Source organism: Pseudomonas sp. SA233 (assembly GCF_054792385.1).
On sequence record NZ_CP096449.1, the window covers coordinates 980,096 to 992,744 of the forward strand.

Annotated in this window: 13 protein-coding genes; 12 read left to right on the forward strand and 1 reads right to left on the reverse strand. The window is 62.2% G+C overall.

Translation table 11 applies throughout. The annotated features are described in order from the left end of the window. Positions 1 to 26 precede the first annotated feature (26 nt). The 4 genes from secD (at position 27) to M1D87_RS04580 (ending at position 4,910) form a co-directional block, all read left to right on the forward strand. Entirely contained in the window at positions 27 to 1,889 is a 1,863-nt protein-coding gene (gene secD, locus M1D87_RS04565) for a protein translocase subunit SecD (protein WP_085720781.1), read from the forward strand. Positions 1,890 to 1,899: 10 nt separating this feature from the next. Then, positions 1,900 to 2,808 carry a protein translocase subunit SecF gene (gene secF / locus M1D87_RS04570; protein ID WP_013971011.1) on the forward strand — a complete coding sequence of 303 codons (909 nt, stop codon included), beginning with the start codon at positions 1,900 to 1,902 and terminating at the stop codon, positions 2,806 to 2,808. Positions 2,809 to 2,927: 119 nt separating this feature from the next. Then, complete coding sequence (locus M1D87_RS04575) at positions 2,928 to 3,470, forward strand: glycine zipper 2TM domain-containing protein (protein WP_013971012.1); 543 nt, start codon at positions 2,928 to 2,930, stop codon at positions 3,468 to 3,470. 129 nt (positions 3,471 to 3,599) lie between these two features. Next, positions 3,600 to 4,910: an IS4 family transposase gene (locus M1D87_RS04580; RefSeq protein ID WP_024086280.1), complete on the forward strand. Its 1,311-nt coding sequence runs from the start codon at positions 3,600 to 3,602 to the stop codon at positions 4,908 to 4,910. Positions 4,911 to 4,979: 69 nt separating this feature from the next. On the opposite strand, the gene suhB is transcribed toward M1D87_RS04580, so the two are convergent. Then, positions 4,980 to 5,798, reverse strand: coding sequence for a type III secretion system regulator SuhB (gene suhB, locus M1D87_RS04585; protein WP_003257850.1), 819 nt, complete (start codon positions 5,796 to 5,798; stop codon positions 4,980 to 4,982). Between the two features lie 151 nt (positions 5,799 to 5,949). On the opposite strand from suhB, the gene trmJ reads away from it, so the two are divergent. From trmJ to hscA, 8 genes are all read left to right on the forward strand, one after another. Continuing rightward, on the forward strand, positions 5,950 to 6,705 hold the full coding sequence (trmJ, locus tag M1D87_RS04590; protein ID WP_031325634.1) for a tRNA (cytosine(32)/uridine(32)-2'-O)-methyltransferase TrmJ: 756 nt from the start codon (positions 5,950 to 5,952) through the stop codon (positions 6,703 to 6,705). A gap of 3 nt (positions 6,706 to 6,708) precedes the next feature. After that, positions 6,709 to 7,494, forward strand: a complete 786-nt coding sequence (cysE, locus tag M1D87_RS04595; protein WP_013971015.1) for a serine O-acetyltransferase — start codon at positions 6,709 to 6,711, stop codon at positions 7,492 to 7,494. Positions 7,495 to 7,673: 179 nt separating this feature from the next. After that, complete coding sequence (gene iscR / locus M1D87_RS04600) at positions 7,674 to 8,165, forward strand: Fe-S cluster assembly transcriptional regulator IscR (protein WP_008092572.1); 492 nt, start codon at positions 7,674 to 7,676, stop codon at positions 8,163 to 8,165. 46 nt (positions 8,166 to 8,211) lie between these two features. After that, a complete protein-coding gene (locus M1D87_RS04605; RefSeq protein WP_013971017.1) occupies positions 8,212 to 9,426 on the forward strand; it encodes an IscS subfamily cysteine desulfurase in 1,215 nt (404 codons plus the stop codon). A gap of 46 nt (positions 9,427 to 9,472) precedes the next feature. After that, positions 9,473 to 9,859 carry a Fe-S cluster assembly scaffold IscU gene (gene iscU / locus M1D87_RS04610; RefSeq protein WP_003248539.1) on the forward strand — a complete coding sequence of 129 codons (387 nt, stop codon included), beginning with the start codon at positions 9,473 to 9,475 and terminating at the stop codon, positions 9,857 to 9,859. Between the two features lie 28 nt (positions 9,860 to 9,887). Beyond that, a complete protein-coding gene (gene iscA / locus M1D87_RS04615; RefSeq protein WP_003257854.1) occupies positions 9,888 to 10,211 on the forward strand; it encodes an iron-sulfur cluster assembly protein IscA in 324 nt (107 codons plus the stop codon). Between the two features lie 8 nt (positions 10,212 to 10,219). Further along, entirely contained in the window at positions 10,220 to 10,741 is a 522-nt protein-coding gene (gene hscB, locus M1D87_RS04620; RefSeq protein ID WP_015269012.1) for a co-chaperone HscB, read from the forward strand. A gap of 42 nt (positions 10,742 to 10,783) precedes the next feature. Further along, entirely contained in the window at positions 10,784 to 12,646 is a 1,863-nt protein-coding gene (gene hscA, locus M1D87_RS04625) for a Fe-S protein assembly chaperone HscA (RefSeq protein WP_123085208.1), read from the forward strand. Positions 12,647 to 12,649: the final 3 nt, after the last annotated feature.

A 12,649-nucleotide genomic window follows, 5' to 3' on the forward strand; every position in this document is an offset into this window, starting at 1 on the left:
GCCCCGCGTCTTGAACGGGCGGCGTGATGCTGAACAAATACCCTCTGTGGAAATACGCACTGATCGTGCTGGTACTGGCGATCGGTTTTATTTATTCCGCTCCCAACCTCTACCCGGATGATCCGGCGGTACAGATCAGTGGTGCCAGCTCGGCGCTGCAGGTGAACCAGGCCGACCTCGACCGCGTCAGCAAGGCGCTGGGCGATGCCAAGATCGCCGTCAAGGGCGTGAGCCTGGGTGAGAAGGGCAGCGGGCTGATCCGCCTGACCAATCAGGAAGACCAGCTACCAGCCAAGGATGTAGTGCGCAAGGCACTGGGCGATGATTACGTCGTGGCCCTGAACCTGGCCCAGACTACCCCGCAATGGCTGCGCAACCTGGGCGCAAGCCCGATGAAGCTGGGCCTGGACCTGTCCGGTGGTGTGCACTTCCTGCTGGAAGTGGACATGGACAAGGCCATGAACGCCCGCATGAAAGTCTACGAAGGCGAGGTCAAGACCTTGCTGCGCAAAGAGCGCGTCCGCTACCGCAGCCTGCCTCAGCAGGATGGCGGCATCATGCTGGGCTTCGCTGACGATGCTACCCGCGAACAGGCGCGTGCCCTGATCCGCAAGAATTTCAATGACTTCGACCTGACCACCACCGAGCGCAACGAGCTCGCCGTGCTGCGTCTGGCGCTGACCCAGGCGAAAGTCGCCGAGATCCGCGAATACTCGATCAAGCAGAACCTCACCACCGTCCGCAACCGGGTCAACGAGCTGGGTGTGGCCGAGCCGCTGGTACAGCGCCAGGGCGCCAACCGCATCGTGGTCGAGCTGCCAGGCGTGCAGGACACTGCCGAAGCCAAGCGTATCCTGGGTAAAACCGCCAACCTGGAGTTCCGCTTCGGTGCCGAGCCAGGCGCATCCAAGGCCACCACCGAGGTGTTCGAGTTCCGTGAAGGCGGCCGTTCCGCCGCGGTCGAGCGCGGCCTGATCATCACTGGTGACCAGGTAACCGACGCCCAGGCCAGCTTCGACGAACAAGGTCGCCCGCAGGTGAACATCCGCCTGGATGGCCACGGTGGCGAGCTGATGACCCGCGCTACCCGCAGCAACGTCGGCCGCAGCATGGCGGTGATCTTCATCGAGCAGAAGCCGGTCACCCGCTACGTCAAGCAGACCGTCGACGGCGTCGAGAAGGACGTTGCCGTACAGAGCTTCCAGGAAGAGAAGAAGATCATCAGCCTGGCGACCATCCAGTCGCCGCTGGGCAGCCAGTTCCGCATCACCGGCCTGAACGGCCAGGGCGAATCGTCCGAACTGGCCCTGCTGCTGCGTGCCGGTGGCCTGGCTGCGCCGATGTACTTTGCAGAAGAGCGTACCATCGGCCCAAGCCTGGGTGCCGACAACATCACCAAGGGTATCGATGCGTCGCTGTGGGGCATGCTGTTCGTCTCGCTGTTCATCATCGCCATCTACCGCGCCTTCGGTGTGATCGCCACCATCGCCCTGGCAGGCAACATGGTCCTGCTGCTGGCACTGATGTCGCTGTTGGGCGCCACCCTGACCCTGCCGGGTATTGCCGGTATCGTGTTGACCATGGGTATGGCGGTGGACGCCAACGTGCTGATCTTCTCGCGTATCCGCGAAGAGCTGAACGCCGGCATGTCGGTGCAACGCGCCATTCATGAAGGCTTCAACCGCGCCTACACCGCGATCATCGACGCCAACCTGACCAGCCTGCTGGTCGGCGGCATCCTGTTCGCCATGGGTACCGGCCCGGTCAAGGGCTTTGCGGTCACCATGTCCCTCGGGATTTTCACCTCGATGTTCACCGCCGTCATGGTGACCCGTGCAATGGTCAACCTGACCTGCGGCGGGCGTGACATCAAGAAGCTGTGGGTTTGAGGGAGCTGCGATGAAAACCATCAACTTCATGGGCGTGCGCAATGTCGCGTTCGCCGTTACCGTGCTCCTCACCGTGCTGGCTCTGTTCAGCTGGTGGCAGAAGGGCCTGAACTTCGGCCTGGACTTCACCGGCGGTACGCTGATCGAGCTGACCTACGAGCGCCCGGCCGACCTCAAGGCGGTGCGTGCCGAGCTGGTCAATTCCGGCTTCCACGAAGCAGTAGTGCAGAGCTTCGGTGCCACCACCGACCTGCTGGTGCGCATGCCGGGTGATGACCCGCAGCTGGGCAACAAGGTGGCCGAAGCCCTGCAGAAGGCTGGCGGCGACAACCCGGCCAAGGTCAAGCGTGTCGAGTTCGTTGGTCCGCAGGTGGGTGAAGAGCTGCGCGACCAGGGTGGCATGGGCATGCTTCTGGCCCTGGGCGGCATCCTCATCTACCTGGCCTTCCGCTTCCAGTGGAAGTTCGCCGTGGGCGCGATCGTCTCGCTGATCCACGACGTGGTGGTGACCCTGGGTATCCTGTCGTTCTTCCAGATCACCTTCGACCTGACGGTGCTGGCAGCGGTGCTGGCGATCATCGGCTACTCGCTGAACGACACCATCGTCGTGTTCGACCGGGTGCGCGAGAACTTCCGCGTCATGCGCAAGGCCTCGCTGATCGAGAACATCAACGTTTCCACCACCCAGACCCTGCTGCGGACCATCGCCACCTCGGTTTCGACCTTGCTGGCCATTGCCGCGCTGCTGTTCTTCGGTGGCGACAACCTGTTCGGCTTCTCGCTGGCACTGTTCATCGGCGTCATGGCCGGTACCTATTCGTCGATCTATATCGCCAACGTGGTACTGATCTGGCTGAACCTGAGCAGTGAAGACCTGATCCCGCCAGCCAAGACCGATGGTGTGGACGACCGTCCATAGGGCGTGCTCCACGCCGTTTGGCGGCCAAAAAGGCGCGAGTGTTGAACTCGCGCCTTTTTTTTTACTCCAAGGCTGGGAGAAGGCGGGTCGGACCCGCGGGTGATGATCAGGAGGTTCATGTGAACAAATCAATGCTTGTGGGTGCGGTACTGGGTGCTGTCGGTGTGACTGCCGGAGGTGCTGTCGCGACCTACAGCTTGGTCAACAAGGGGCCTGAATATGCACAGGTCACCGACGTGCAACCGATCAAACAACAGGTAAAAACCCCCCGTGAGGTCTGCAAGGACGTCGCCGTGACGCGTCAGGCGCCGGTCAAGGACCAGCACCAGATCGCCGGTACCGTGGTGGGCGCCATTGCCGGTGGCCTGCTGGGTAACCAGATCGGTGGTGGTAGCGGCAAGAAGATCGCCACCGTTGCCGGTGCGGTCGGTGGTGGTTATGCCGGTAACAAGGTGCAGGAGGGCATGCAGGAGCGTGACACCTACACCACCACGCAAACCCGCTGCAATACGGTCAACGATATCAGTGAGAAGGTGGTGGGCTACAACGTGAAGTACACCATCGGCGACAAGGTCGGGCAGGTGAAGATGGATCACGAGCCCGGTTCGACCATTCCATTGGACAAGAATGGCAAGCTGATCCTGAGTGAAGCCGGCCAGTAAGGCCGCATGGCTTCGACAGGCATAAAAAAAGCACCCCGAGGGGTAATGCCAGTCAGTTAAGACTGACGCTTTGAGCTTTAGCCCGTAGGCCGCAAAATCCGATGCTTGGAAACGAGCATCGGATTTTTTATGCGCCTGTCACAAGCCCTCTCCCTCACTCACGAAATGGCATCGCGGCCACATGCCCTCGAGGGGCTGGGGGCGTTGCTCGATCCTGATCTTGTGCAACAAGCTTTTGAGACGGCAGGTGTCGCGACCATTCGCAAGCGACGCCTCCCGCTTGAGAGCCTGGTGTGGTGCATCATCGGCATGGCGCTGTTCCGCCGTATGTCGGCTTGGGATGTCGTAAACCACATGGACATCATGCTGCCGGGCAAGAGGCCTCTGGTGGCCCCCAGTGCTGTTGTACAAGGGCGGCAGCGACTGGGCAGTGAAGCTGTACGTGAAGTTTTCACGCTCACTCAGCAGCGGTGGCACGAAGAAACCAAGCACCCGCACTGGTTGGGCTTGACGCTGCTTGGTGTGGACGGTGTTGTCTGGAGTACGCCTGACACAGCTGAAAACCGTGCGTTTTACGGGGGCGCTACCAATCAGCATGGGGATGGCGGTTTTCCTCAGGTTAGGATGGTCTGCCAGATGGAGCTGACCAGCCACTTACTGATAAACAGCACTTTCGAGAGCTACCACAGTAGTGAAATGAAGCTGGCAGAGCAGCTGATCGCGACCACGCCGAACCACTCGCTGACCCTGTTCGATAAAGGTTTCTATTCGTTGGGCTTGCTGCACCACTGGCAGTCACAAGGTGAGCATCGACACTGGCTGATCCCTGTGAAAAAGGGCACTCAGTACGAGGTGGAACACACGCTAGGACGCAACGATGCCGTGGTCGTCCTGCGCACATCGCCCCAGGCCCGCAAGCAATGGCCAGGCTTGCCGCTGGAAATGCGGGCACGACTGCTGAGCAAAACAATCAAAGGAAAGGTTGTGAGTGTCTTGACCTCAATGACCGATGCGCAGCGCTTCCCTGGCGATGAGATCGTTGATCTTTACAGTCAGCGCTGGGAAATCGAGCTGGGTTATCGGGAGATCAAACAAGGACTTCTGGGGGGCGAATACACCCTGAGAAGCAAGACGCCGGAGATGATTGCGCAAGAGCTGTGGGGCGTGCTGTTGGGCTACAACCTATTGCGTTATCAGATGGTGCAGATGTCGAGACAGTGCCCAGGCGTGTACCCATGCGAGATGAGCTTTACCGCTTGTAGCTGGGCGATTCTGGGCTTGCTGCATGGCACGTCATTAAACCATCCCGGCAACTTGCCAGGTTTTTTGGCAGATCTGCAGGCGTCAGCGGCTCAGTATGTCCTACCCCATCGGCGACCCGATCGATGGTTCCCCAGAGTGGTGAAGCAGCGCCCTGCAAAATATCCGACCCGAAAATGAAAATGCCAGTCAGCTTAACTGACTGGCATTACCCCGAGGGGTGCTTTTTTGTTTGCCGGCAATCCGCGCTTAGCGCTTCATGTTCTCTGGCAGGTGCGGCTGGATAGCGGTCAGCACGGCCTTGAAGCACTTGATGTTGCCCGCAACGATATGGCCCTTCTCGAGGAAGTCATGGCCGCCGTTGAAGTCGCTCACCAGGCCGCCCGCTTCCTGGATCAGCAGCACGCCGGCCGCCATGTCCCATTCGGACAGGCCTGACTCCCAGAATGCGTCGAAACGGCCGGCGGCCACGTAGGCCAGGTCCAGGCTGGCGGAGCCGGCGCGGCGGATACCGGCAGTCTGGCCAGTCAGGGCGCGGAACATGCCCAGGTAGTTGTCCAGGTCGGCCATCTGGCTGTCACGGAACGGGAAGCCGGTACCCAGCAGGGCGCCTTCCAGGCTGGTGCGCGAGCTGACACGCAGGCGGCGACCATTGAGCTGGGCGCCACGGCCGCGGCTGGCAGTGAATTCTTCCTGGCGAACCGGGTCGACGATCACGGCGTGCTCAAGGCGGCCACGGTATTTGCAGGCGATGCTGACCGCGAAGTGCGGGATGCCACGCAGGAAGTTGGTGGTGCCGTCCAGCGGGTCGATGATCCACAGGTAATCCTTGCCTTCTTCGCCGCTACCCGCGTGCAGGCCGGTTTCCTCGCCCTGGATGGAGTGGTTCGGGTAGGCCTTGCGCAGGGCGTTGACGATGCTCTGCTCGGCGGCGCGATCGACTTCGGAGACGTAGTCCTTGGCCTCTTTCTCATCGACCTTGATGCTATCCAGGCGTTCGATGGAGCGGAAAATCAGTTCACTGGCGCTGCGAGCGGCGCGCAGGGCGATATTCAGCATAGGCTGCATGGGCGGGTCACCTGGAGATGTTAAAGAAGAAAGCCGATCATTCTAGCAGAAAACTTTGGCGGCAGAAGTGTCACATTTGCTTTCATGGCGTTACGTCTGTCGGTTCTGTAAGATCGAAGGCCCTGATTCCTGCATCTGTGAGCACAACACCTTGCTGCAAAATATTCGTGTTGTTCTGGTCAATACCAGCCACCCCGGCAACATCGGCGGCGCTGCACGTGCCATGAAAAACATGGGCTTGTCGCGTCTGGTGCTGGTGCAGCCGAAAGAGTTCCCCGCCGTGGATGCCAGTGCCCGAGCCTCGGGTGCCGACGATGTGCTGGACAATGCCCAGGTGGTCGACAGCCTCGAGCAGGCGTTGGTCGGCTGCAACCTGGTAATGGGCACCAGCGCCCGCGAGCGGAGCATCCCCTGGCCGCTGATCGGCCCGCGCGAGTGCGGGGCCAAGGCGGTGGAGCATGCCAACGGTGGCGAGGAAATCGCCCTGGTTTTCGGGCGTGAACATGCCGGCCTGACCAACGAAGAACTGCAGCGATGTCACTTCCACGTGCACATTCCCTCCAACCCCGACTTCAGCTCGCTGAACCTGGCCGCCGCTGTCCAGGTGCTCTCCTACGAGGTGCGCATGGCCTGGCTTGCCGCCGGTGCAGCGCCGGGCAAAGTCGAGAAGGTTGACGCCAGCGAGCTGGCGACGATGGACGAAATGGAGCTGTTCTACGACCACCTGGAGAAGACCCTGGTCGGTATCGGCTTTCTCGACCCCGAAAAGCCCAAGCACCTGATGCCGCGCCTGCGCCGGCTGTATGGGCGGGTGGCGGTCGAGCGTTCGGAAATGAGCATTTTGCGCGGCATCCTCACCGAGACCCAGAAAGTGGTCCGGGGCGAGCCGCATAAACGGAAGGACTGACAGATGTTCGAACGCCTGCGTGAAGATATCCAAAGCGTATTCCACCGTGACCCGGCTGCGCGCAACGCCTTTGAGGTGCTGACCTGCTACCCAGGCATGCACGCCATCTGGCTGCACCGCCTGGGCAATGCCCTGTGGAAGCGTGATTTCAAGTGGCTGGCCCGCCTGGTGTCGAACTTCGGCCGCTGGCTGACCGGCATCGAGATCCACCCCGGCGCCACCATCGGACGGCGCTTCTTCATCGACCACGGCATGGGCATCGTCATCGGCGAAACCGCCGAGATCGGCGACGATGTCACCCTTTACCAGGGCGTGACCCTGGGCGGCACCAGTTGGAACAAAGGCAAGCGACACCCCACCCTGGAAAACGGTGTGGTGGTAGGGGCGGGGGCCAAGGTGCTGGGCCCGTTCACCGTCGGCGCCGGGGCCAAGATCGGTTCCAATGCGGTGGTGACCAAAGCCGTGCCGGCCGGGGCTACGGCGGTTGGTATCCCCGGGCGAATCATCGTCAAGAGCGAAGACAACGAGGTCGAGGCCAAGCGTAAGGCCATGGCTGAGAAGATCGGCTTCGATGCCTATGGCGTCAGTGGCGACATGCCCGACCCGGTGGCCCGTGCCATCGGCCAGATGCTCGACCACCTGCAGGCAGTCGACGAACGGCTGGAGGGCATGTGCGGCGCCCTGACCAAGATGGGCAGTGATTACTGCGCCAAGGAACTGCCAGCCCTGCCGGAAGATGACTTCAAGGAAGTTGCCCAGGTGGCTCAGCGCGACACTCAGTCACATTGATTGCGCCGCGCTGAAATCATGGTGACATACGGGGCGTGTGCTCACGCCCCCTGTCTGCTACAATCGCGCCCGCCTCCCCGATGCAAACCCGACTAAAGCACTAGGTCTAATAGTTGACTTAAATGCTCGGGAATCGCATACTCGCTCACATCCTGTAACTCCCGTGGTACCCAATAGCCATGCGACTGACTACCAAAGGCCGATACGCCGTGACCGCCATGCTCGACCTGGCGTTGCACGCGCAGCATGGGCCGGTGTCTTTGGCCGACATTTCCGAGCGCCAGGGCATTTCCCTCTCTTATCTGGAACAGCTGTTCGCCAAGCTGCGTCGCAGCAGCCTGGTCTCCAGCGTGCGTGGTCCAGGCGGTGGCTACCAGCTGTCGCGGGGCATGGAAACCATCCAGGTGGCCCAGGTCATCGATGCGGTCAACGAATCGGTCGATGCCACCCGTTGTCAGGGCCTCGGGGACTGCCATGCCGGTGATACCTGCCTGACCCACCACCTGTGGTGCGACCTCAGCCAGCAGATCCATGAATTCCTCAGCGGTATAAGCCTGGCCGACCTCGTCATGCGCCGTGAGGTGCAGGAAGTCGCCCAGCGCCAGGACCTGCGTCGTGTCGCAGGCCGAACCGCCCAGCTGGACAAGATTGAGACGTCCGCCGTCGATTGATCCCACCGGGACGACGAGCGACGCCACCGCCTGATAGGAGAGACAAATGAAGTTGCCGATCTACCTCGATTACTCCGCGACCACCCCGGTCGACCCACGCGTGGCCCAGAAGATGGCCGACTGCCTGCTGGTCGACGGGAACTTCGGTAACCCGGCTTCGCGCTCCCACGTCTTTGGCTGGAAAGCCGAGGAAGCGGTCGAGAACGGTCGCCGCCAGGTTGCCGAACTGATCAACGCCGATCCGCGCGAAATCGTCTGGACCAGCGGTGCCACCGAGTCCGACAACCTCGCACTCAAGGGCGTCGCGCACTTCTATCAGACCAAGGGCAAGCACATCATCACCTCCAAGATCGAGCACAAGGCGGTCCTGGATACCGCTCGCCAGCTGGAGCGTGAAGGTTTCGAAGTCACCTACCTCGAGCCAGGCGAAGACGGCATCGTCACCCCGGCCATGGTCGAGGCGGCGCTGCGCGACGACACCATCCTGGTTTCGCTGATGCACGTGAACAACGAAGTTGGCTCGATCAACGATATCGCCGCCATCGGTGAACTGACCCGCTCGCGCGGCGTGCTGTTCCACGTTGACGCCGCGCAATCGGCCGGCAAGGTCGAAATCGACCTGCAAAAGCTGAAGGTCGACCTGATGTCGTTCTCGGCGCACAAGGTCTACGGCCCGAAAGGCATCGGCGCACTGTACGTCAGCCGCAAGCCTCGTGTACGCCTGGAAGCCATCATTCACGGCGGTGGCCATGAGCGCGGCATGCGTTCGGGCACCCTGCCGACCCACCAGATCGTCGGCATGGGCGAAGCCTTCGCCATCGCCAAACAGGAAATGGCCGCGGAAAACGTACGCATCAAGGCCCTGAGCGACCGCTTCTTCAAGCAGGTCTCGGACCTCGAAGAGCTGTACGTCAACGGCAGCAAGACTGCCCGCGTACCGCACAACCTGAACCTGAGCTTCAACTACGTCGAAGGCGAATCGCTGCTGATGTCGCTGAAGGATATCGCCGTATCGTCCGGTTCGGCCTGCACCTCCGCGTCGCTCGAGCCGTCCTACGTATTGCGCGCCCTGGGCCGCAATGACGAGCTGGCGCACAGCTCGATCCGCTTCTCCTTCGGCCGCTTCACCACCGAAGAAGAAGTCGACTACGCCGCGCAGAAAGTCTGCGAGGCCGTGAACAAACTGCGTGAGCTGTCGCCGCTGTGGGACATGTACAAAGACGGCGTTGACATCTCCAAGATCGAGTGGGCCGCCCACTAAGCAGTCGCCGGCAAGAGCGGCTCCCTGATGAGGAAGGAATTGCACCATGGCATACAGTGAAAAGGTCATCGACCACTACGAAAACCCGCGCAACGTCGGCAAGATGAACGCCGAAGACCCGGACGTCGGTACCGGCATGGTCGGCGCCCCGGCCTGCGGTGACGTGATGCGCCTGCAGATCAAGGTCAACGAGCAGGGCGTGATCGAAGACGCCAAGTTCAAGACCTATGGCTGCGGTTCGGCCATCGCTTCCAGCTCCCTCGCCACCGAGTGGATGAAGGGCAAGACCCTGGACGAAGCCGAGACCATCAAGAACACCCAGCTGGCCGAAGAACTGGCGTTGCCGCCGGTCAAGATCCACTGCTCGGTACTCGCCGAAGATGCCATCAAGGCAGCCGTACGCGATTACAAGCAGAAGAAAGGCTTGATCTAAGTCGCCTGTTGCGAGGTAAGGAGTCCTGATGGCTATCAGCATGACAGAAGCCGCCGCCAACCACGTGCGGCGTTCCCTGGAAGGGCGCGGCAAGGGCGAAGGCATTCGCCTGGGCGTGCGCACCACCGGTTGCTCGGGCCTGGCCTACGTGCTGGAGTTCGTCGACGAGCTGGCGGACGAGGACCAGGTGTTCGAGAACCATGGCGTCAAGGTGATCATCGATCCCAAGAGCCTGGTCTACCTCGATGGCACCGAACTGGACTTCGTCAAGGAAGGGTTGAACGAAGGCTTCAAGTTCAACAACCCCAACGTGCGCGGTGAGTGTGGCTGCGGCGAAAGCTTCAACGTTTGAGGCTGGCTGTGGGTACTCCTTGTCATTTCGCATTGTTTGACCTCCAGCCAAGCTTCCGCCTGGATCTCGACAAGCTGGCCACTCGCTATCGCGAGCTGGCCCGCGAAGTCCATCCCGACCGCTTTGCCGACGCCTCCGAGCGCGAGCAGCGCGTGGCGCTGGAAAAGTCCGCGGCCCTCAACGACGCCTACCAGACACTGCGCAGTGCGCCGCGTCGCGCCCGCTACCTGCTGGCCATCGGCGGCCACGAAGTGCCTCAGGAGGTCACGGTCCACGACCCTGACTTCCTGTTGCAGCAGATGCAGTGGCGTGAAGAGCTCGAAGAACTGCAGGACGAAGCCGACCTCGATGGCGTGGCCGTGTTCAAGAAGCGCCTGAAGGTCGCCCAGGACACGCTGAACGAGGACTTTGCCGCCTGCTGGGACGCCCCAGGCGAGCGCGACAAGGCCGAACGCCTGATGCGCCGCATGCAGTTCCTCGACAAGCTCGCCCAAGAAGTGCGCCAACTGGAAGAGCGCCTCGACGATTAACCCGGTGCTGCCCGTGATAGCACCTAAGGTATTCAGATAAGCATGGCCCTACTGCAGATTGCCGAACCCGGTCAAAGCCCTCAGCCGCATCAGCGCCGCCTGGCGGTGGGGATCGACCTGGGTACCACCAACTCCCTGGTCGCCGCACTGCGCAGCGGCCGTAGCGAGCCCCTGCCCGACGCGCAGGGCAATGTCATTCTGCCGTCCGCGGTGCGCTACCTCGAAGGGCGCAACGAAGTGGGGCAGGCTGCACGCGATGCCGCTTCCAGCGACCCGCTGAACACCGTGCTGTCGGTCAAGCGCTTGATGGGGCGCGGCCTGGCCGACGTCAAGCAACTGGGCGAGCAGCTGCCGTACCGCTTCGTTGGCGGTGAGTCGCACATGCCGTTCATCGACACCGTGCAGGGGCCGAAAAGCCCGGTGGAAGTGTCCGCCGATATCCTCAAGGTGCTGCGCGAGCGTGCCGAAGCCACCCTTGGTGGGGATCTGGTGGGGGCGGTGATCACCGTGCCGGCCTATTTCGACGATGCCCAGCGCCAGGCCACCAAGGACGCTGCGCGTCTGGCCGGCCTGAACGTGCTGCGCCTGCTCAACGAGCCGACCGCCGCTGCCGTGGCCTATGGCCTGGACCAGAACGCCGAAGGCGTGGTGGCCATCTATGACCTGGGCGGCGGTACCTTCGACATTTCCATCCTGCGCCTGACTGCCGGCGTATTCGAAGTGCTGGCCACCGGTGGCGATACCGCCTTGGGCGGTGACGACTTCGACCACGCCATCGCTGGCTGGATCATCGAGCAGGCCGGGCTGTCATCCGACCTGGACCCGGCCACCCAGCGCGCACTGTTGCAGACCGCCTGCGCCGCCAAGGAAGCCCTGACCGACGCCGACGTGGTCAGCGTCAGCCATGGCACCTGGCAGGGCGAGTTGAGCCGCGCCGGTTTCGAAGCCATGATCGAGCCCATGGTGGCCCGCAGCCTCAAGGCCTGCCGCCGCGCCGTGCGTGACAGCGGTATCGAGCTGGAAGAAGTCAGTGCCGTGGTCATGGTCGGTGGTTCGACCCGCGTACCGCGTGTGCGTGAAGCCGTCGGAGCACTGTTCGGCCGCACCCCGCTGACCTCGATCGACCCCGACCAGGTGGTGGCCATCGGTGCCGCCATCCAGGCCGATACCTTGGCCGGCAACCGCCGCGAAGGTGGCGAACTGCTGCTGTTGGATGTCATCCCGCTGTCGCTTGGCCTTGAGACCATGGGCGGGCTGATGGAGAAGGTGATCCCGCGCAACACCACCATCCCGGTGGCGCGTGCCCAGGAGTTCACCACCTATAAAGATGGCCAGTCGGCCATGATGATCCACGTGCTGCAGGGCGAACGTGAGCTGATCAGCGATTGCCGCTCGCTGGCGCGCTTCGAGTTGCGTGGCATCCCGGCCATGGTCGCCGGTGCGGCAAAGATCCGCGTCACCTTCCAGGTCGACGCCGATGGCCTGCTCAGCGTCGCCGCACGCGAGCTGGGCTCGGGCGTGGAAGCCAGCATCCAGGTCAAGCCGTCCTATGGCCTGACCGACGGCGAAATCGCCCGCATGCTCAAGGACTCCTTCGAACACGCAGGTTCCGACAAGCAGGCCCGCCAGCTGCGCGAGCACCAGGTTGACGGCGAGCGCCTGCTCGAAGCGGTACAGGGCGCCCTGGACGCCGACGGCGAGCGCCTGCTCAGCAGTGACGAGCGCGACGCCATCGAATTCCAGATGCAAGAACTACGTGATTTGCTGGCCGGCACCGATGGCGCAGCCATCGAGCAACAGACCAAGCGTCTGTCGCAGGTGACCGACGCATTTGCCGCCCGTCGCCTTGATTCGACGGTCAAAGCCGCACTGGCCGGGCGCAACCTGAATGAGATCGAGGAGTAACCG

Bases quoted from the DNA above. Each gene is read 5' to 3' on its own strand.
- iscA (WP_003257854.1), top strand. From the start codon at position 9,888: ATGGCTATCAGCATGACAGAAGCCGCCGCCAACCACGTGCGGCGTTCC.
- M1D87_RS04605 (WP_013971017.1), top strand. From the start codon at position 8,212: ATGAAGTTGCCGATCTACCTCGATTACTCCGCGACCACCCCGGTCGAC.
- secD (WP_085720781.1), top strand. From the start codon at position 27: ATGCTGAACAAATACCCTCTGTGGAAATACGCACTGATCGTGCTGGTA.
- suhB (WP_003257850.1), bottom strand. From the start codon at position 5,798: ATGCAGCCTATGCTGAATATCGCCCTGCGCGCCGCTCGCAGCGCCAGT.
- M1D87_RS04580 (WP_024086280.1), top strand. From the start codon at position 3,600: ATGCGCCTGTCACAAGCCCTCTCCCTCACTCACGAAATGGCATCGCGG.
- cysE (WP_013971015.1), top strand. From the start codon at position 6,709: ATGTTCGAACGCCTGCGTGAAGATATCCAAAGCGTATTCCACCGTGAC.
- secF (WP_013971011.1), top strand. From the start codon at position 1,900: ATGAAAACCATCAACTTCATGGGCGTGCGCAATGTCGCGTTCGCCGTT.
- hscA (WP_123085208.1), top strand. From the start codon at position 10,784: ATGGCCCTACTGCAGATTGCCGAACCCGGTCAAAGCCCTCAGCCGCAT.
- iscR (WP_008092572.1), top strand. From the start codon at position 7,674: ATGCGACTGACTACCAAAGGCCGATACGCCGTGACCGCCATGCTCGAC.
- iscU (WP_003248539.1), top strand. From the start codon at position 9,473: ATGGCATACAGTGAAAAGGTCATCGACCACTACGAAAACCCGCGCAAC.